This is a genomic window from Nonomuraea sp. NPDC050691 (genome assembly GCF_040654455.1).
Taxonomy (GTDB): domain Bacteria; phylum Actinomycetota; class Actinomycetes; order Streptosporangiales; family Streptosporangiaceae; genus Nonomuraea.
Window position 1 is genome coordinate 1 of record NZ_JBFAIA010000178.1, and the last position, 17,156, is coordinate 17,156.

The 17,156-nt window shown below is 70.0% G+C and carries 17 protein-coding genes and 1 pseudogene; 5 read left to right on the plus strand and 13 right to left on the minus strand.

Annotated elements, in window-relative coordinates:
• From AB0H81_RS37185 to AB0H81_RS37205, 5 genes and pseudogenes are all read right to left on the minus strand, one after another.
• The coding region (locus tag AB0H81_RS37185; protein ID WP_358384640.1) for an AAA family ATPase at window positions 1-1,229 on the minus strand (1,229 nt) is incomplete at its 3' end.
• Between the two features lie 397 nt (window positions 1,230-1,626).
• A pseudogene (gene mobF / locus AB0H81_RS37190) lies at window positions 1,627-2,859 on the minus strand (MobF family relaxase); the annotation flags it as partial.
• A 353-nt stretch (window positions 2,860-3,212) separates the two neighbouring features.
• Window positions 3,213-3,515, minus strand: a complete 303-nt coding sequence (gene mihF, locus AB0H81_RS37195) for an integration host factor, actinobacterial type (RefSeq protein WP_358384643.1) — start codon at window positions 3,513-3,515, stop codon at window positions 3,213-3,215.
• Between the two features lie 1,339 nt (window positions 3,516-4,854).
• Window positions 4,855-5,739 (minus strand): hypothetical protein, encoded by an 885-nt coding sequence (locus tag AB0H81_RS37200; protein ID WP_358384646.1) that lies wholly within the window; start codon window positions 5,737-5,739, stop codon window positions 4,855-4,857.
• Window positions 5,740-6,018: 279 nt separating this feature from the next.
• A complete protein-coding gene (locus tag AB0H81_RS37205; RefSeq protein ID WP_358384648.1) occupies window positions 6,019-6,816 on the minus strand; it encodes a hypothetical protein in 798 nt (265 codons plus the stop codon).
• A gap of 36 nt (window positions 6,817-6,852) precedes the next feature.
• Here AB0H81_RS37205 and AB0H81_RS37210 point away from each other — a divergent pair, with 36 nt between their 5' ends.
• Entirely contained in the window at window positions 6,853-7,434 is a 582-nt protein-coding gene (locus AB0H81_RS37210) for a winged helix-turn-helix domain-containing protein (RefSeq protein WP_358384649.1), read from the plus strand.
• Window positions 7,435-7,616: 182 nt separating this feature from the next.
• Window positions 7,617-7,760 (plus strand): hypothetical protein, encoded by a 144-nt coding sequence (locus AB0H81_RS37215; RefSeq protein ID WP_358384651.1) that lies wholly within the window; start codon window positions 7,617-7,619, stop codon window positions 7,758-7,760.
• Here AB0H81_RS37215 and AB0H81_RS37220 read toward each other — a convergent pair.
• The 3 genes from AB0H81_RS37220 to AB0H81_RS37230 all read right to left on the minus strand — a co-directional run bounded on the left by AB0H81_RS37220 (window position 7,726) and on the right by AB0H81_RS37230 (window position 10,051).
• Window positions 7,726-8,307, minus strand: coding sequence for a hypothetical protein (locus tag AB0H81_RS37220; RefSeq protein ID WP_358384653.1), 582 nt, complete (start codon window positions 8,305-8,307; stop codon window positions 7,726-7,728). The genes AB0H81_RS37215 and AB0H81_RS37220 overlap by 35 nt on opposite strands.
• Before the next feature lie 185 nt (window positions 8,308-8,492).
• Entirely contained in the window at window positions 8,493-9,878 is a 1,386-nt protein-coding gene (locus tag AB0H81_RS37225) for a recombinase family protein (protein WP_358384656.1), read from the minus strand.
• A complete protein-coding gene (locus tag AB0H81_RS37230; RefSeq protein WP_358384659.1) occupies window positions 9,875-10,051 on the minus strand; it encodes a hypothetical protein in 177 nt (58 codons plus the stop codon). The genes AB0H81_RS37225 and AB0H81_RS37230 overlap by 4 nt, the downstream gene beginning before the upstream one ends.
• Before the next feature lie 456 nt (window positions 10,052-10,507).
• Here AB0H81_RS37230 and AB0H81_RS37235 point away from each other — a divergent pair, with 456 nt between their 5' ends.
• Entirely contained in the window at window positions 10,508-10,735 is a 228-nt protein-coding gene (locus AB0H81_RS37235; protein WP_358384662.1) for a hypothetical protein, read from the plus strand.
• 211 nt (window positions 10,736-10,946) lie between these two features.
• On the opposite strand, the gene AB0H81_RS37240 is transcribed toward AB0H81_RS37235, so the two are convergent.
• The 3 genes from AB0H81_RS37240 to AB0H81_RS37250 form a co-directional block, all read right to left on the minus strand.
• Window positions 10,947-11,708, minus strand: a complete 762-nt coding sequence (locus AB0H81_RS37240) for an alpha/beta hydrolase (protein WP_358384665.1) — start codon at window positions 11,706-11,708, stop codon at window positions 10,947-10,949.
• Between the two features lie 25 nt (window positions 11,709-11,733).
• Entirely contained in the window at window positions 11,734-12,711 is a 978-nt protein-coding gene (locus tag AB0H81_RS37245; protein ID WP_358384668.1) for an alpha/beta fold hydrolase, read from the minus strand.
• 94 nt (window positions 12,712-12,805) lie between these two features.
• Window positions 12,806-13,651, minus strand: coding sequence for a helix-turn-helix domain-containing protein (locus AB0H81_RS37250; protein ID WP_358384671.1), 846 nt, complete (start codon window positions 13,649-13,651; stop codon window positions 12,806-12,808).
• Window positions 13,652-13,726: 75 nt separating this feature from the next.
• Here AB0H81_RS37250 and AB0H81_RS37255 point away from each other — a divergent pair, with 75 nt between their 5' ends.
• Window positions 13,727-14,950, plus strand: coding sequence for an FAD-dependent monooxygenase (locus tag AB0H81_RS37255; protein WP_358384674.1), 1,224 nt, complete (start codon window positions 13,727-13,729; stop codon window positions 14,948-14,950).
• Window positions 14,951-15,111: 161 nt separating this feature from the next.
• On the opposite strand, the gene AB0H81_RS37260 is transcribed toward AB0H81_RS37255, so the two are convergent.
• Entirely contained in the window at window positions 15,112-15,525 is a 414-nt protein-coding gene (locus tag AB0H81_RS37260; protein WP_358384677.1) for a helix-turn-helix domain-containing protein, read from the minus strand.
• Window positions 15,526-15,833: 308 nt separating this feature from the next.
• Between AB0H81_RS37260 and AB0H81_RS37265 the strand changes: the two genes are divergently transcribed.
• A complete protein-coding gene (locus tag AB0H81_RS37265; RefSeq protein ID WP_358384680.1) occupies window positions 15,834-16,403 on the plus strand; it encodes an STAS domain-containing protein in 570 nt (189 codons plus the stop codon).
• Between the two features lie 159 nt (window positions 16,404-16,562).
• On the opposite strand, the gene AB0H81_RS37270 is transcribed toward AB0H81_RS37265, so the two are convergent.
• Window positions 16,563-16,910, minus strand: a complete 348-nt coding sequence (locus tag AB0H81_RS37270) for a hypothetical protein (RefSeq protein WP_358384682.1) — start codon at window positions 16,908-16,910, stop codon at window positions 16,563-16,565.
• Window positions 16,911-17,156 lie beyond the last annotated feature (246 nt).

A 17,156-nucleotide genomic window follows, 5' to 3' on the forward strand; every position in this document is an offset into this window, starting at 1 on the left:
AGCGCGCGCTGCAGCTCGACCTCGTAGCTGTCCGGGGCGCCGTGCCGGGCCCGGTCGGCGTCGGTTTCCAGCAGCTCGCGCGGCAGGTAGAGGCGGACGCTGTGCCGGTCGCGCGACATCGCCGCATACAGCGAGTGCGGATCCAGGCCGTGGCCGTAGACCAGGGCGTAGTCGACGGTGGCGCCCTGGGTGGCGGCGATGGTCATGGCGGTGCCGTGGCTGAGCCCGCCGGCGGCGATGTAGTCGGGCTCCAGCCATTGCCGCTCCAGGCGGGGCCCGTCGGGGTGGGCGGGGTTGCGCCACTCCACCAGCACCCGCCTACTCGTGTCGATGGCGGCTACGGTGCCGCGCATGCCGTTGAGTACGTCCGCGCTGGCTTCGCCGCGCCGGGCGCGGTAGTCGTTGACGCGGATGCGCACGTGATCGCCCACCGCGAGCGGCAGGCGGCTGCCGTCGGCCCGCGGGTAGAGCACGTCCGGGCCGGACAGCTCGCCGGCGGCGCGGCGCACGGCGCGGGCGGCGGCGTTCAGCTGGTCGACGTCGGCGTTACGGCGGGCCATCAGCGCCAGGCCGGCCAGCTCGGCGTGCGGGTCGCCGTGGTAGCGCGCCCGGGCCGCGGCCCAGTCGGCGAGCATCTTGGCCATGGTGTCGTCGGCGCCGCGCCCGGCGACGACGCGGCCGGCCTGGTTCCACGTGCGTAGCGCCTGCTCGCGCTCTCCGTCGCGCCACAGCGCGAGGGCTGCGCGCTCCATCTGGTCGCGCTGGCGGCGGTTCTCCGTCAGCGTCGCCCCGCCGAGCTGGCGGTGGATCGCGGCGAACGTGCCGCCCACGCCGACGGCCTTCAGCTGCAGCGGGTCGCCGATGAGCACCACCTTGGTGCGGGTACGGCCAGCCTCGGCGAGCAGCGCGGCCAGCTGCCGGTCATCCACGATGGCGCCCTCGTCGACCACCAGGACGTCGATGCCGGCCAGGCCGGGCCCGCTGCCGATGCGCTGCAGCCAGCCGGCGATCGTGGCCGAGGCGATGCCGGACTCGGCCGACAGGCCGGCGGCCGCCACGGCGGCGGTAGCCGCGCCGGCGACCACCAGGCCGCGGCTCTCCCACGCCGAGCGGGTGGCGGCCATGATGGTCGTCTTGCCGGAGCCGGCCACGCCGATGACCGCCTCCACTGCGTGCCCGCCGAACAGCAGCCGCTCCAGCACCTGCCGTTGGGAGGCGCTGAGCCGCACGCCGGTCGACGAGCGCCAGGTGCGCGTTGTAGCCGTCGCGCGCGGCCGCCAGCACGCCGTGTTCGGCGTCGATGATGTCGGTGGAGGTGTAGCGCTGGTTGTTGGTCAGATGGACGGCTCCGGCCGCGGGCAGCTCGACCACCGGGCCGTGCGCGAGCACCTGGTCGGTCAGCGCGTCGGCGTCGGCCAGGCCGGCGACGCCGTCCGGCAGCGTGTCCAGGACGGCGGCCAGCACGTCGGCCCGGGTGACGGCCTTGGTGTGGCCGGTCAGCCCGTCCTCGGGCCGCCAGATCCACGCGGCGATCGCCTCCGGGCGGGGCCGTACCGGTAACCCTCGGGCGGCGCCCACACACGCGGCGCTCAGCCGGGCCGGGTCGACGCCGGCGGCGCGGGCTTGCTGGGCCCAGGAAGTGCGCAGGTCCACCGGCGCCGATGGCGCACTGTTCTTGTCCTCCCGGGTTTTGGCAGCGGCGTTCTTGGACTGGGCAGTGCTCGCGCCGCCGTTGGCGAGGCCCATCTCTTCCAGCAGATCGGCGACCTGGCCGCCGCGTTTGCTGAACCGGGCGCGCAGGTCCTCGCCGACGCCGGAGATTTCCCAGGCGCCGGTGCGCTCATCGCGCTTCCAGGCGATGCCGTACCGCTCGGTGAGCAGCCGCCGCAACCGGGCTTGCACGAGCGCGCCGGCGGCCTAAACGTGCCGGTGTAAGTCGCGGCCGCCGGCCCCGAGCGTGGACCACTTACCGTCGACGCCGCGCAGCGGGTTGGCAACGACCACGTGCGCGTGCAGATGCGGGTCCGGCGCCTGACCGCGCACCGGCCGGGCGGCCCGGTGCCACATGATCCAGCCGAGCAGGCCGGTCCCGTCCACACGTTCGGCGCGCTTGCCGTCGCCGTGGTGGCCGCGCATGCCGTAACCGGCCGGTTCTTCGACGGCGGCCACGGTGTCGTTCACAGCTTCGGCGAAGGCGTCCTCGATCCCCTGGGCCAGCGCGGGGTCGGCGAGCCCGTAGAGCACCGACACGCTCTTGGGCAGATCCAAGGTCAGGTCATAGCCACGGTTACCGACCCGCACCCGCGCATCGCGGTGCGCGCGAGCCTCCTGCAGCCGATCCGCGTCGTACAGGGCGTCGAGGTCGAGGCCGGCGGCGGCCGCCAGGCGTTCGGCGTCGTCGACTCCGATGGTGTGCGCCTCGCCCTCGCGTTCGACTCCGCGTTCCAGGCGGCCGGCGCGCTTGGCCGCCCACTGCACACCGGCGAGCATGCCCTCCACCGTCTGCCCGCGCTCGACGGCGGCCTGCTGCAGCGCCTCCAGCAGCACGTCGCCGGGCAACATCGCCCGCGGGTGCACGGCCAGCTTCGGCTTGACGAGCCGCTTGCCGGTGCCGGGATCGCGGCCGGCCATGAGCCGCCGGGCGGCCTGGTGGTCCTCGGGCGTCAACGGGGTGCCCGGCTCGATGCCGAACTCGCGCAGCCCGGCGCCGATCCACGTCAGGCCGCGCCCGGGCTCGGCACCGGCGAGGGCCTCCTGGCCGTCGGCGAGGCGATAGTCGACCTGGGCGCAGCCTGCGTCCGCGCGCAGGCGGTAGTCGATCTGCGCCGCGGCGGGGCCCAGCACGGTCAGCCATGCCACGTCCGCGCCACCCCCTCATCCCCGTGAGACCCGGCCCGGGCGGGTGGAGCCTCGTGTATCGCGTAGCGATACCTGGGTACTCGGCCTAGTTTCTACCTCTGGTTTTAGAGGTTAAGGATGACGCTTTTGGCTCACATTGCGCAATAAGTGATGTCAGATAGTGCGGTGGGATATAGGTCGTAGTGGGGTGTATGGGGCATTGCATGTCGATGGGGGGCAGACCAAGTACGGGAGAAAGGGGCAGTCACGTCTCTGACCACAGCTAGCTCGCAGTCCTGGGCACGTGGGGAGACGCCACGATGCCGTGCTCCTCGCCGGAGCTCCGATAACTCACACGATCAGCCCCGGCGCTGTCAGCTGCTCAAAGACCGCAAGAGTCGCTCGCGCTGCCGCTCATTCAGCGCGCCAACACGCTGTTTCTCCGCCACCCCGCAGGTGGCCATCAACGCCGCGACCCTGGCCGGCCCATACCCGGGAACGGCCCGCAGGACCTGAACCACCCGAGTTCTGCCGACCACATCCTGCCTGCCGCGCTCGAACACCTCCGCCACGCTCACCGCGCCGCAAGCCACCTCCGCCAACAGCGCACGACGAGCCGTACGTGCCTTCGCCAACGCCTTCGCACGCTGCTCCACCGTCATCGCCGGCAGGCCCATCAGGCACCTCTCCCGTGGAGATCGGCTGGTCAGAGACTCCCGCCAGGGATCACGACGGGGCCTCCGTCGATCATCATCCCGCACCGCGTCAACAAATGTGACACCAAACCCGGGTCACCGTTCCACTCCTACTGGCAGGCCATCCCCACGCATCGCCACCGGCACCGCCCCGCACCGCCCGCCGACGTCGACCAGCAGCCCACCCTGGAGCCTGTTCCCACCTCGCCAGCTCAGCGCAACAGGCCCCCGCGCCGACGCCGGCCGGACGCCCGCACACGCCCGTACGCCCCGTTGTTCTAACCCTGATGGAGGAGCCATGCCCCTGGTACCCGCAGAAATCGACTGGACCGACATCGGCCAGCAGCTCGACGCCGCGACCCTCCTCGGCGACGTCGAAGTCCGCCGTGGACTAGTCAACCTTTTACCACTCCTCGGGGTTACCTGCGGCGAGCCCTGCTTAACGTGAGAGTGCGGACATTGCCAGAAAGTCGTTCGCGCTGCGTCCGCCTGGGCGTTTGCGTTGGCTCTACGATGGATACGAGGTGATCTTCGATGATCACACAGGCTCTACTCAGCGCCACAGTGACGGCATCCTCCCTGGCCGCTCCCATGATCGTATCGACGGAACGCGCCAGCGCCACTACCACTTCGCAAGTCGCGCCAACGTCCACCCAGGTGACGCATCCGTGCGTCCGCCATAAGAATCCCAAACGCTGTCGGGCAACCGGGCACGGCCGGTACGACCTGCATCACAATGACCCTCCTAGCAAATACGGAGAAGGTTTCCCTAAAGCGAAGGAATGGCCGGGCTGGCGCAATGACCCCCCTAGATACGGAGAACATTTCCCTAAAGCGAAGGAATGGCCGGGCTGGCGCAATGACCCTCCTAGATACGGAGAACATTTCCCCAAACCCGATAACGAGCACGGGAACTAGCGCCATCCACGCCTTGTACCGGGCCGCCGCCGTAGTCGGGGGGCAGACCAAGTACGGGAGAAAGGGGCAGTCACGTCTCTGACCACAGCTAGCTCGCAGTCCTGGGCACGTGGGGAGACGCCACGATGCCGTGCTCCTCGCTAGATCAGTACCGCTCCGCAACGGGCAGCCGTTACCGATGTTCGGCTAGCCCCGGAGGCCCATGTGACGCCTGGGCCAGAGTCGGCTACGCCTGCACCTACGCCGCCAGGAGCCGCCCGGCCGAAGTCGGCCGATGCCGGATCCGGGCCACACACCTGACCCGTCCCAGGGGGCCTATGAAACCGGAGCGTGCGGAGTCACTGCCATCCGGCGGTCCGATGCGTCTGGGGGTGCAAGCGGCGCACCGGCAGAAGCGTCCTGCTCAACCCCGCGATGCTGAGCAGAGCATGATTCCGATCGCCCCGACGGCCAACACGATCCAGGCGAAGACGCCGGGAGCGAAGGTGTCCCCCTCGAAGCTGGTCACGATCAACGCCGAAGCGGCGATGATGGCGATGTCAATGCGGAGGGCCGCCTGGCGTGGCACGGCCGGATATGGTGTCGCGGCATCTGACACAGGCCGAGACCGGCCCACCTCTGCGAGCGCTGCGAAGCCGAGCGCTAGCACCATGATCACGAGGTAGGGCCAGTGCAGGAGTGGTGTGGTCGGTGGGTAGGCGTTGGGATCGGAGTAGACAAAGGCGAGGAGAGCGCAGAAGCAGAGTACGGCCAGACATGTAACGACATCACGCCACCTGCGGACAGCGGGCGGCTCCTCGCGTGCCCTGCCCCGCGCTGTCGTGGCGAAGCCGAGGGTTATCGCGACGATCGCAAAGTAGACGAGGATGAACCTGATCACGCCCGCACGGGCGATCGACTCCAGGGATGTCTGGATGTCGTCAGCCACCTTGTCCTGATCGCTTATCCCGAACCACCAGTCGTATTCGGCGTCGATGTAAACGCCTGCGGCGAGAGATGCGCCCACCAGCGCACCCACGCGCGCTGTGACGGACAGACCGGTTCCAGGTCGGCGGCTGTGTTGCTCCAGCCGCCCCGATAAGACGTACCACACCGTGGCGATACCAAGCAGCTCCAGCCACGGCAACAGGTGCTGCTCAGGATTGTTGACGATGTGAAGGCCAAGGGACGTCTCCTTCAGCCACCAACAGCCGATCACAATCGTGACACAACTCAACAAGACGGCGGCTTGTACGCTCTGCCGGTTCATCACGCGCATCCGGGGCATGAACACCACGAAGATCACCATAGCCCGGCGGAACGCCCGAGGTCCTCGTTGTTGGCCCCTGGAAGTCCTGGCGGCGCTGTCGACGGCCTTCAGCGACCCGATGCCCCGGCTGATTCCGTACCTGTCCCCTGCCAACAAACCACATCATCCGACAAACAGGCCCCCCTGTCCTGCGGCCCAGCGCCTCACTGCCCCTTTCTCCCGTACTTGGTCTGCCCCCCTCGATCGGGCGCGCTGGCGGGTTCCCAGCGCTCGCGCGGAGGGAGCGCTGGGAACTGGAGTAGCGGGTTCCGTGGAGCCTTAGCGCGGATCTCGGACGAACGCGAGGAAGGCGGCGGCGTGGTCGGTCGTCATCGGCTGCCACGCTCCTGAGGCCGTCATCATTCCGTGGAGGCTGCCACTGACGAGACCGCCGTCGGCCAGCGCCGCAAAGAAGCGCTCAATGACCGCCTGCCCTTGCGCGGCGAGATCTGGCAGGGCTACCGAGATCAACTGGGTGCGGTTGGACGACAGACTGAACTGCGGGCGCGACAGCTCGGAATGCCGATCGAACCAGCCCGGCGGATCGTTCAAAAGCGTAAGCAGGCGCATGTGGGTCGGGGTCAGCCGGTCGATGAGGTCGAAGTACAGCTGTTGGAGGTCTAGATCTGGGGCGCCTGGTATGGCGGAGTTGAGGACCGCGTTGCGCAGAAGTTCGATCTTCTCTTGCTGGGAGGTGCGGTACACGGTCTGGGTAGCCGTCACCACCGCGTCGACGAAGGCGTCGTTTTCTACCAGCGCGTCGGGGTCGAACCCGTCGAAGCGCTGATTCAGCTCCTCGACCGCCTCCGCGAGCTCGATGAGCCATTGCTCGCGCCGTTGGTTCAGCTTGTGATTGAGGCCTTCCATCAGCAGCACCGCGATCGTGCTACCCACCGCAGGAACGAGGTTGACGATCGCTTCGACGGCGGTCTGGGTAAGCTCGCGCCCCTTGCTGTGCGCGGGGGGATTCGTCTCCATGGCGCCCAGCATGTCGAGTCGGAAGAGCCGGGGCACGCTGTCTACTGGACATGTCGCCGGCCCGGCAGGCGATTCCGTTGCCACGACTTGGCTGACCATGCCTTCGATCCTTGGCTAGCCAGCTAGCGTGGCGGGATGGTTCCCGAGACGCCGGGCAGCGCCGGCGATGGCCTGGCCCCCTATCTGCAGCTCGCCGACGCGCTGCGTTCGCGTATCCGTCACGGCGATCTGGCCCCCGGTGACAAGCTGCCCTCCCAGCCCGAGCTCGCCCGCCAGTACGGCTTGGCCCGCGCCACAGTGCAGGCGGCCCTGCGGGTGCTACGTGAAGAAAATCTGATCGTCGCGCAGCAGGGCCGGGGCACCTACGTGCGATCGCACCCACTCCCACCGCCGGCGGCGAAGGAACAGGCGCCGAAGATCCGCGTGCACCGCTACGAGCACATCCTGGCGATCAAGTGGCCGGAGTTCGAGCGCTGGCTGATGATCTGGCCGTCCCCCTACGCCGGGCAGGGGCAGCCCGCGGCGAGCACGGAGTGGCGGCCGCTGCTGTTCGGCGAGGCCGACTTCGAGGACCAGCACGAGTGGATCGACCCGGCCGCCGAGCACTTCGCCGACGTCACGCCGTGGACCTCCCAGGTACGGCGGCAGCTGTCGGCCGCGGCCGCGAACGTCAACGCCATCCTCGACCAGTTGGATGAGCACCCGTGGCGGCGATGACCATCCGTCACAGCGAGTGATCGGCTCATCGTCCGTCCGCGGACGAGTGTCGGCCCTACGCGTGCAGGCGCGCGAGGACAGCGGACGCGGACGATCACGGGGGCCCAGGACTCTACTGACGGGTAACTACGCTAAGGACGGGATCCGCAGATCGGCAGGGGGCGGAGGCGAGCAGTGTTTGGTTGGACCTGCTCGCCGAGCACGGCATCCAGCTGTGGGGGCGGGTGCGCACCAATTCCGACCCCGGCCGGTGCAGCTTCGAGGTCAGCGTCGGCGAGAACGCCATGGACTTCACCCCCCGCGAGGTGGCCGACCTGGCTGTCTAGGCTGCTCGTCTGGCTCGGCCGGTTCGTCTGGCGAGGCGCCCTTCGAGCTCTGGTAGACCACCCATGCAATGCCACTCACGAGCAAGATCAAATAGGCGTCGACGTAGGGAGAGCCGACGCCACCGAACGAGACGATGGCGGTGGTGGGCGCGACAAGTAATCCCAGGACCGTAAGGAGAATGGCGGTGAATCGAGTTCGACGAGACGCCGCTTGCCACTGCCGACGCACGAACACGATCGCCAAGGGGACCATCATGCAGGCGATGAGCAGGCCTACGCCGCCGGCGGCGTAGGGGAACAGCCAGTAGAAGCGCGGGACCGAGCCGAACGCAAGGGCGGCGAGGGCGAGGGTCTCGCCCCAGAACGCCGCGGTGATGGTGATGGTTCGGCCTAGTAGACCAGGCGCAGACTCCGTGCCGCGGATCCACCCGCCGCGTTCCTCGACAACAAGTAGCACCAGCAGCACCGGGATCACCTGGGCGGTGGTAGTGAAGAAGTCTGATGGCACGGGCGGCTCGCTGAGGGCCGCCAGGAGGAAAGGGACCATGTCCCCGAGCATCGTCCATCGGCGCTGCCGACGGCAGGCGTTGCACTGTCGACTGATGGCACTCCTGCCGGACCCGAGCGGAGGGCCTTCCAGGGGAACCAAGCGCGAAGAGAGCCCCCGGCCCCCTCAAAAGTTCCAGGGGCCGGGGGCTCGCGTCGGGATCTTGTACGTGAATCAGTGGCGACTTACTGACGTACGGTCCTGCCGGTGTCGAGGTCCGGGTCGTGCCAGCGCGCGACGGCCAGCGCGGCCGCGTTGCGGGTGCGCCAGTACCCATCGGCGCTGCTACGGCCGGGCTCGTCCCCGATCGGCTCGACCGGGACCGGGTGGTGGTGCCGGTTGGCCGGGTCGCCGGCGGTGGCATCCCACGCCTGGTGGTGCCAGTCGGCCTTGCTCACCGTCCCGGCGACGTCGCCGGCGGGGGTGACGACGTTCCAGCGGTGGCGGTCGTGGTCGGCCTGGGTCTGGGTCAGCCGCCAGCCGGGCGCGCCGTCCAGCGCCACGTCGGCGTGCGCGGTGCGGGCGCGGTGGCGGGCCTCGCAGTCGGCGGCCACGGCGGCCAGCGCCTTGATCCGCGAGCTGTAGGCGCCGCGGTTGCCGGCGCCGGTGGTGATCGGGGTGTGTTGGGCGGTGCGGGCGGTCCAGCCGGTGCCGGGCCAGGCCGGGCTCACGCTGCCGGCGCGGGTCTCGCGCCGCCACCACAGCACGTCGTTGTCGTCGGTGGCCCAGTCGGGGCCCAGCCGGGCAACGGTCCGCAGCTCGCGCGGCCGGTCGACCCGGTCGACGTCGGTTTCACCGCCGCTCTGGCCGGCGTCGTCGCCAGTGGCCGGTTCCTCGATCGCCCGCTCTTGGCCGTGGCCGGGTGGGGCGTGGTCCTCGTGATCCTGGTCGACCGGCGCGGCCGCCGTAGCCGCCACGGTGGTGGCGGCCGGGGCGGAGGGGTCGTCTTCGAGTGCCCGATACAGCGTGGAGCGGCCGATGCCGAGCTCGCGGGCGATCTGCGTGACGGACTGGCCGCGCGCGCGGCGGGCCCGGGCCATGGCGAGCACGTCGTCGGTCACCGCGACCGGGCGGCCGCCGACGCGGCCGGCGGCGCGGGCGGCGTCCAGGCCCTCGAGGGTGCGCTCGGAGATGAGGTCGCGTTCCATCTCGGCGGCCATGGCCGCGACCAGGAACAGCATCTTGTCGGCGATGCTCTGCCCGGTGGGGCGGTGGATGCCGGCGCAGATGCCGGTCAGGATGTGCAGGTTGATGCCGCGCGGCGCGAGCTCGTCTTCGAGGAAGACCAGCAGCTCCTTGACGCTGCGGGCGACCCGGTCGGGCTTGGTGATGACCAGCGTGTCGCCCGGCTTCATCGCCGCCACGGTGGCCATGAGCTTGGGCCGGTGAGCGCGGCGGGTGGAGATGGTCTCCTCGATGATCTCGCGGCAGTCGGCGGCGTTCAGCAGCTCCAGCTGTGCGGCGTGGTCCTGGCCCCGCGTGGAGACACGGGCGTAGCCGATGCGGATCGCGTTCGAGGCCGCCGCCGGCGCGTGGGCCCCGGCGGCGGTGGTGCTGGGGGTCGAGGTCATCGACGCCAGTCCAGCTCGTCGGTCGCGATCTGCAGGTACCGGGCCAGCGTCTCGCGGGCACGCTCGTCGTCGGGGCCGAATTCGGAGATCTCGACGCCGGAGCCGTCGTGGGCCTGGCGCCGCTCTTGGATCGTGTACGTGAGGCCGGTGTGCTCGTACAGGCGGAAGGTCATCGACTCGCCCTCGCCGGGGTGAGCGTGTGCTCGCTCACGATCTTCTTCGCCATCTGGGGGTTCCTTCCGTGGGGGCTACTCCCACACTGTCCCGAAAACGGTCCCGGAACTCAAGCGTCTAACCAAGATTTTCGGGACGGGTTTCGGGACGATCGTTCCTGCGAAAACGTGATCAATGCGCTGGCTAGTACAGCCGTCCCGCAAACGACCGTTTTTGGGACGGAGGTTCTTCGCTGAATCGCGCGGCGCTGGGCGTGGCTGGAGGCTTCAGGCCACCTAATGGGGGTCCCAGTAGCAATGAAGAAATTTCCAACGAAGTAGCGCCTGAGCTGCAATAACGCAACTACCTCCCATTGGCATCTCGCTTTGATCACGATGCCGGATCATGGTGAAGGACAGTCGGTTGCCCAGGCACAGGCCAGGGATTACCGCCGTTGCTTCGGATTGTCGGTTCCGGTGCTCAGCTCGGTGACGCCGGTGTCGTGGTCGCGGAGCATGCGCATGACGGTGGACGAGGCGTTCGAGCATGTCATGCATGGGGTGATCGTCATCGTGCGCGACCTGCTGGCTCCTGCCGGGGAGCGTCACATGGAGGTCGCAGACCGGGTCGAGGTCTTGCGCAGCGCGGGCTCAGGGGCGTGCGGGAGAAGTGCCGGCATCACGTCCAGGCCGCCCGTCCGGTAGGGGACGTCGAGAACCGCCACACCGCGGCGATCCCCATCTGCCTGGCTGTGTCTGGCAACGCCCGCGCTCGGCCTCGTCTGCTCATCTCAACCGATGAGCAGACGATCGCGAAATCCGAGACGTCTCCAGACTGCGAGGTGAGGGAGGCGAACCCTTACCATCAAAGCTGGCCGCCCAGCTCACAGCGCTGTACCGGGACGGGTGACCTCCGTCAGGAGTGTGCGATGCGCCGCAGGAAGGCCGAGATCTCGTACGCGACGACGTCCGGCCGCTCCAGGCCGCATAGGTGGCCGAGCTCCTGGAGCAGGACCGCGCGGCTGCCGGGGATGCGCCGCACGTCGTCAAGCTGCTTCGCCTGGTCCACGACGACGTCCTTCCCGCCGAGGAGGTAGCAGGTCGGTACGCGCAACCCGGACAGTTCGTCGGCCTGGCTGGTCAGCGCGCCGCCGGCCAGCCAACCGTGCCACATCCGTTCGGTGACGGTCAGCATGCTGCTCGTCAGGCCCGATGTCCTGGACGGGTCCACGGAGATCGCCGCCACCGCGTGCGTGAGAGCCTCGACGTCGCCGTACGCGGCGTCGAAGCCGGCGATCACCTCGTCCTCGGCCGTCGTCCCCCCGGCGTTCCACGGGACGACGCCGATCAGGGCTCGCACCTCGTCCGGGCGGTCGAGCGCGATCCGCACCGCGATCGCGCCGCCGATGGAGTAGCCGACGAGGCAGTAGTCGTCAGCGCCCGCCTCGTTGATCGCCTCGTGCAGGATCGCGGCGAGCGAGGGCAGCCGTCCGTCCGCGGGCGCGCGTACGGACCGGGCGTGTCCGGGCAGGTCGAAGATCAGGACGCGGAACCCGGCGAGGTGCCGCGCGATCCCGGCCATGAGGTCGGCCGAGGCGCCGAATCCCGGCAGCATGACAACTGTCGACGGGCCCCGGCCGTGTTCTTCCCAGTAGATGCCGGAGCTGGTGTACGGCATGGCGATCTCCTTGGTCGGGCGAAGGTCAACGGTGTGCATGGCGGGCGGCGAAGGACAGGAGGAGCGCGGCGGTCCGCGGCGGATCCTCCATGATGGGCGAGTGCCCGACACCGGGCAGCACCTCGACCGTCGCGCCCGGGACGGCGCGGTATTCGGCGGCGGAGGAAGAGCGCCACCTGCGGTCGTCGGCGCCGAAGATCACCAGTAGCGGCTTGCCGAGGGGGATCAGCCGGTCAGGGAGCGCGCGTCGGTTCACGTAGTCGTCGCCGTCCTGCGAGGTCGCGACGAAGGCGTGGTACGTCATCTCGCGCGCGTCGTCCACGACCGCCTGTGGGACCTCGTACCCCGGGCGGCTGAACGCGCTGCTCGCGGCGTCGCGGATCAGGCTGTCGCTTCGAAGCCGCCACAGCAGCGGCCCGATGACCGGCTTGTCCAGGAGCCCGCCGACGAAGCCGGTTGAGACGGCGGCGTTCAGGCGCGGTGCCGTGTCGATGATCGCGAGCGCGGTCACCAGGTCGGGGCGCTGCTCGGCGAGGGCGGTGGCGACCGCGCCGCCGGTTGAGTGCCCGACCACCACGGCGTGCTTGACGCCGAGCCGGTCCATGGCCTGACCGACCCGGCGTCCCTGCTCCGGCATGCCGTAGCCGCCGTCGGCCGGTTTGGCCGACCGGCCGTGTCCGAGCAGGTCGAGCCGGATGACGCGGTAGGACTCGGCCAGCAGCGGGACGAGGGCGTCCCACGAGCGGGTCGAGGCAGCGAGCCCGTGGATCAGCACGAGCGCCGGGGCGTCGGAGGGGCCGTCCTGGCGCACGTAGACGTTCCCGCCGTCGAGCGGCAGGGTCGGGCTTCCGCCGGCGCTCTGGCGGGTCACCACCGCCGCGTTCACGAGCAGCGATCCGGCGAGGACGAGAAGGACGGCCGCGGCGATCAGGAGGCGCCGCCGGCGCCGTGTCAGCCTCCGGGGCGGAAGGCTGCGGCGAGCGGCGCGATGGAGAGTGGTCATGGACCCACGGTCGCCGCCGGTGCGCGCGGGTGTCTTGAACGAATGTCCTCAGGTGCGGGAGGGCGTGCTACCGGGCCAGGCGATGCGAATGCGCTCAGGCGGGCGAGGGCGCGCTGCCGGGCCAGGCGATGTCGTCGACCGCGAGAAACGGCTCGGCGGCGACGGTGGCGGGGGTCGTGCCGGTGAACGCCATGACGTCGCGATGCAGATGGGACTGGTCGGCGTAACCGGTGTCGGCCGCGACCCGGGCCGCGGCCACGCCCGCGACCAGCCGGTGGGCGGCGTGGTCGAAGCGGACCAGCTTCTCGGCCTGCTTGGGCGCCAGGCCGAGCTGCGACCGGAACCGCGACCACAGCCGCTTACGACCCCACCCGACCTCGGCCGCGAGCCCGTCGACCCTGGCCCGACCCCGGCTGCCGACGATCCGCCGCCAGGCCCAGGCGACCTCCGGGTCCACCGGCGGCTCCGCCTCGTGCCGGCGGGCGAGCAGCGCGTCGACCAGAGCGAAGCGATCCTGCCACGACGGGACGCCGCCCAGCCGCTCACGGATCCGTGCCGCCTCTCGCCCCCACAGGTCCTCCAGGGACACGACGGCGTCTCCAATGTCGGCGGGCGAGACGCCCAGTACCGCGCGGGCGATCACCGGCGACAGGCGTACCTGCACGCACTCGACGTTCTCACCCCACACCCGGACCGAGCCGCCGGATCCGAGCCCGGGCCCGGCGACCATGCTCCCGCGCTGCCGCCGCCCGCCGTCACGGTCAAGGACGGGCGAAGCGGCGCCGAACTCCACCAGCAGCGTCATGGCCGGGTGCGGGACCATCCGGAGCGCGTCCAGGTCACGGACGCGGAACCCGGCCATGGTGACACCGGCCACCCGGCTTGGCCGCAAGGGGGACGCGACCTCCCAAACCGCCGTATCGCGCACGAATGTCCGCATCGTCCCATGCTAGCCAGCCGACGGCGGGAACATTCGTCCAATCCAGCGGCGTGCACCGGCGGCGACAGTGAGTGCATGACGACAAGGATTCTCATCTCCGGAGCCGGCGTCGCCGGTCCGGTCCTGGCCTACTGGCTCACCAGGCACGGCTTCGAGGTCACCGTCGTGGAACGGGCCCCGAGCCTGCGTAAGACGGGCGCGCACGCGGTCGACCTGTTCCGGCCCGCGATGGACATCTCGGAGAAGATGGGTGTGCTCTCGCGCGTCGAGGAGCGGGCCACCGGCACCAGCCGGATGAGCGTCCACCAGGAGGGCGCGCGGCGTCCCGTCCGGGTGGACCTCTCCAAGATCTTCGGCGCCGCCTCCGGCCGGCACGTCGAGATCATGCGCGACGACCTGAGCGAGATCTACCTCGATGCCGCCCGCGACGACGTCGAGTACGTCTTCGGCGAGTCGATCACCGTGATCTCGCCCGACGGCGAGGTGCGGTTCGAGAACGCCGCGCCGCGCCGCTTCGACCTCGTCGTCGGCGCGGACGGGTTGCACTCGAACGTGCGCCGCCTCGTGTTCGGGGACACACCCGGCGCCTTCATCGGGGCCTACTTCGGGGTGCTGACCCTGCCGAACGTCTCCGGCCTCGACGGCGAGCTCATCATGCACGTCGGCGTCGGCCGTACCGTCGGCGTCTACGGCGCGCGTCACCTCGACGGAGCGCGGGCGTTGTTCCTGTTCCGGAGCGCGTACGAGCTGGACTGCCGTCACCACGACGTGCACCGTCAGAAGAAGCTGCTGCGCGGGGCGTTCGACGGCATGCACCCCGCCGTTGACCGCTGGCTGGACGAGCTGGACCGCAGCCCGGCCTTCTACTTCGACTCGATCAGCCAGCTCCGCATGGACTCCTGGTCGCGGGGGAGGGTGACGCTCGTGGGCGACGCCGGCTACAGCCCCGGCCCGGCCGTCGGCGGCAGTACCAGCTTGGCCGTGGTCGGCGCGTACGTCCTGGCGGGGGAGCTGGCGCGGGCGGGCGGCGACCACGAGCGCGCCTTCCCCGCCTACGAGCGGGCGATGGCCGAGCACGTGCGTGGCAGCCGCGAGGCCGCGCTCAGCGCGGCGAAGACTCTGATCCCCACCTCACGACTCGGGGTGGCGGGACTGGCGCAGGGAGCTCGCCTGATCTCCGGCCTGCCGTCCGGGATCGGCCGCGCCTTCCTCCGCCTCACCACGAAGAGCGCGCGCCTCCACAACTCCATGACCGTCGAGGACTACCCGTGCCCTCCATCACGGGCCCCGCTCGGGTAACCGCTGCTTTGGCGGGCGGGGTAGCTCGATCCAGAGAGTAGCCCCCTCCTAGTTACTCTTTGCTTGCGAATGGCTACGTACCGAACGGATATCGGTAGGCCCGCACACGCTCTCCCCGAGGAGGTCTCCCGTGCTCCCGCGCCAGTGCCGGCGGCGCCGGGTTACACGGCCAGGTGCACATCCGCCGCTGTGCCCGCCGTGCCGGGATCAGCGGCAGGGCCGGCCGGCACGCCAGCGGGTGCCGGTGGCGCCTGGGGGAGATCGTCGGCCTGCTCGCGGTGCACGTCGTGCTGGGTGAACATGTCGATCAGCAGGCCGATGGGCAGGCCAGCCTCGGTCGGATACCGGAAGTGCCGGTCGGGGTTGATCGCGTAATGGTTGCGCCTGCCGATCCTGTCGCGGGTGATGTAGCCGGCCTGGTGCAGGTCGGACACGATGCCCTGCACGGCGCGTTCGGTGATGCCGATGCGGCTGGCGATGTCGCGCAGTCGCGCCTGGGGATTGCGGGCGATCTCCACCAGGACCCGGGCGTGATGGGTCAGAAAGGTCCACGACGAACCGTCACCACTGCTCACGGGCTTTCCCATCTCTTCGCTTCCAGCGCAGAACCGGTGTTTCGAGGGCAGGAGCTACCATGAATACCGCAAGATCATACAGGAAGTACCTTTCGGGTAACTTCCTTCTTGTACTGCCCTGGGCGCGCCATATCGCTTCGCCAGTCCATAGCTGGTCCGGGACTGGGTCCCTCGGGTACCAAGGGGGTCATCCTGTCCGCCATCTCGCCTCGGCCCGCCAGCCTCAGCAGGCACCGTGCGACACGGCCGGGCGCCTTGCGCCCCGGGCCGGTAGCGACCACGCGACACGCGTCATCCAGGCCACCGCAGTGACCACGCACGACGACGCCCCTTCCGGCATGCCCGACTTCACGCCAGGTCAGCGGGCTGCCGCAGGCGTCGACGCCGTGCTCTACCTCGACCGCCAACTGCGCGTCATCTACAGCCCCCACCCGCACACGGCCGTCGTTCGCCTGATCGGTGAACTCGACGCTGTCAACTCCCCCGCCGTCATCGACACGCTGCGCCGGGCCCGGCGCGAGGGCGAGGTGCTGGGCATCGACGTCGAACAGCTTCAGTTCGTGGACGTCACCGGGACGCGGCGGCTGACCGGCCTGTGCATCGACGGCCACGCCCACCTGATCAACATCCCGCCCCGCATGCGCCGCCTGCTCGACCTGCCTGCCTGCCCGGCACCTGAACGGGGCCAGCGGCGCCCTGTGGTTCCGTGGCGCGGGCCGTGCTTAACACGGTCATGGTCATCATCTCGCCCATCGCGCGCAGGCAGCGGGCGCCCCTGCCGGCGCGGCCGGGGCGTTCCCGGGGGTCATCCGCAGCTCGCCCGGGGCGCCCCGCGCCTCGGCGAACCGGCTCCCCCAGCCGGACGCACACGGCCCTGAATAACAGTAACCAGTCGGGCACGCTGGGTGAACGGGAAGCTCGGCTTGGCGCGCGGAAGCGGGGCCACGGGGCTCCCGTGGTCCCGTGGTGTCTCACCAGCAGCAACACCATGGGCGGGGCCCGTGGTCCCGTGGGAACTGCCCCGCCGGTGTTGCAGGTCAGGGGTGTATCACTGAGGCGATGACGATGACGTCGCCCGTGCCTGGCTGCTGGACGACGGTGTGCCCGGCTTGGACCAGCAGCCCCGTCAGAGCCAGGTGAACAGCTGTGCGCAGCGTCTCCTCGGCGGTGCCGGCTCCTTCGCCGCCGCGGGACGGACTGGTGCTGGGCAGCGCGCTGACGTGGTCAGAGGCCCGCCACCGCACCCCGACGCCTTCGGGCAGCGCGTAGACGAACAGACCGGCCCGCGCCGCCTCGGCCCCGGTTGGCGCTTCGTCCAGATGGAATCCCGCCCGCAGAAGGTCCCGCCGCACGCGGGGGAGCAGGTCAGCGACGGGATCGGACACGGCAGCACGTTACCCCCCTGACCCGACATAACTCCTCCACCCCGGATTCCTGGGCGCACGCCGATCGGGCTGCTACCTGCTACCCACCTGGTCGGCGCTGGTTTCGCGCTGCTAGCGGGGGTGCTTCCGGAAGCATGACGGGTCGCTGCCATGCTTCGTGACGAGGCCCTGGCACCGGAACATGACCTGACCCGCCTTGTGCGGCGTCCCAGTGGCCCCGCACTTGCATTTTCGGCAGCGACCGCA

Bases quoted from the DNA above. Each gene is read 5' to 3' on its own strand.
- AB0H81_RS37220 (WP_358384653.1), bottom strand. From the start codon at position 8,307: ATGGTCCCTTTCCTCCTGGCGGCCCTCAGCGAGCCGCCCGTGCCATCA.
- AB0H81_RS37200 (WP_358384646.1), bottom strand. From the start codon at position 5,739: ATGGTGATCTTCGTGGTGTTCATGCCCCGGATGCGCGTGATGAACCGG.
- AB0H81_RS37240 (WP_358384665.1), bottom strand. From the start codon at position 11,708: ATGCCGTACACCAGCTCCGGCATCTACTGGGAAGAACACGGCCGGGGC.
- AB0H81_RS37255 (WP_358384674.1), top strand. From the start codon at position 13,727: ATGACGACAAGGATTCTCATCTCCGGAGCCGGCGTCGCCGGTCCGGTC.
- AB0H81_RS37205 (WP_358384648.1), bottom strand. From the start codon at position 6,816: ATGGTCAGCCAAGTCGTGGCAACGGAATCGCCTGCCGGGCCGGCGACA.
- mihF (WP_358384643.1), bottom strand. From the start codon at position 3,515: ATGGGCCTGCCGGCGATGACGGTGGAGCAGCGTGCGAAGGCGTTGGCG.
- AB0H81_RS37225 (WP_358384656.1), bottom strand. From the start codon at position 9,878: ATGACCTCGACCCCCAGCACCACCGCCGCCGGGGCCCACGCGCCGGCG.
- AB0H81_RS37250 (WP_358384671.1), bottom strand. From the start codon at position 13,651: ATGCGGACATTCGTGCGCGATACGGCGGTTTGGGAGGTCGCGTCCCCC.
- AB0H81_RS37245 (WP_358384668.1), bottom strand. From the start codon at position 12,711: ATGACCACTCTCCATCGCGCCGCTCGCCGCAGCCTTCCGCCCCGGAGG.
- AB0H81_RS37210 (WP_358384649.1), top strand. From the start codon at position 6,853: ATGGTTCCCGAGACGCCGGGCAGCGCCGGCGATGGCCTGGCCCCCTAT.
- AB0H81_RS37230 (WP_358384659.1), bottom strand. From the start codon at position 10,051: ATGACCTTCCGCCTGTACGAGCACACCGGCCTCACGTACACGATCCAA.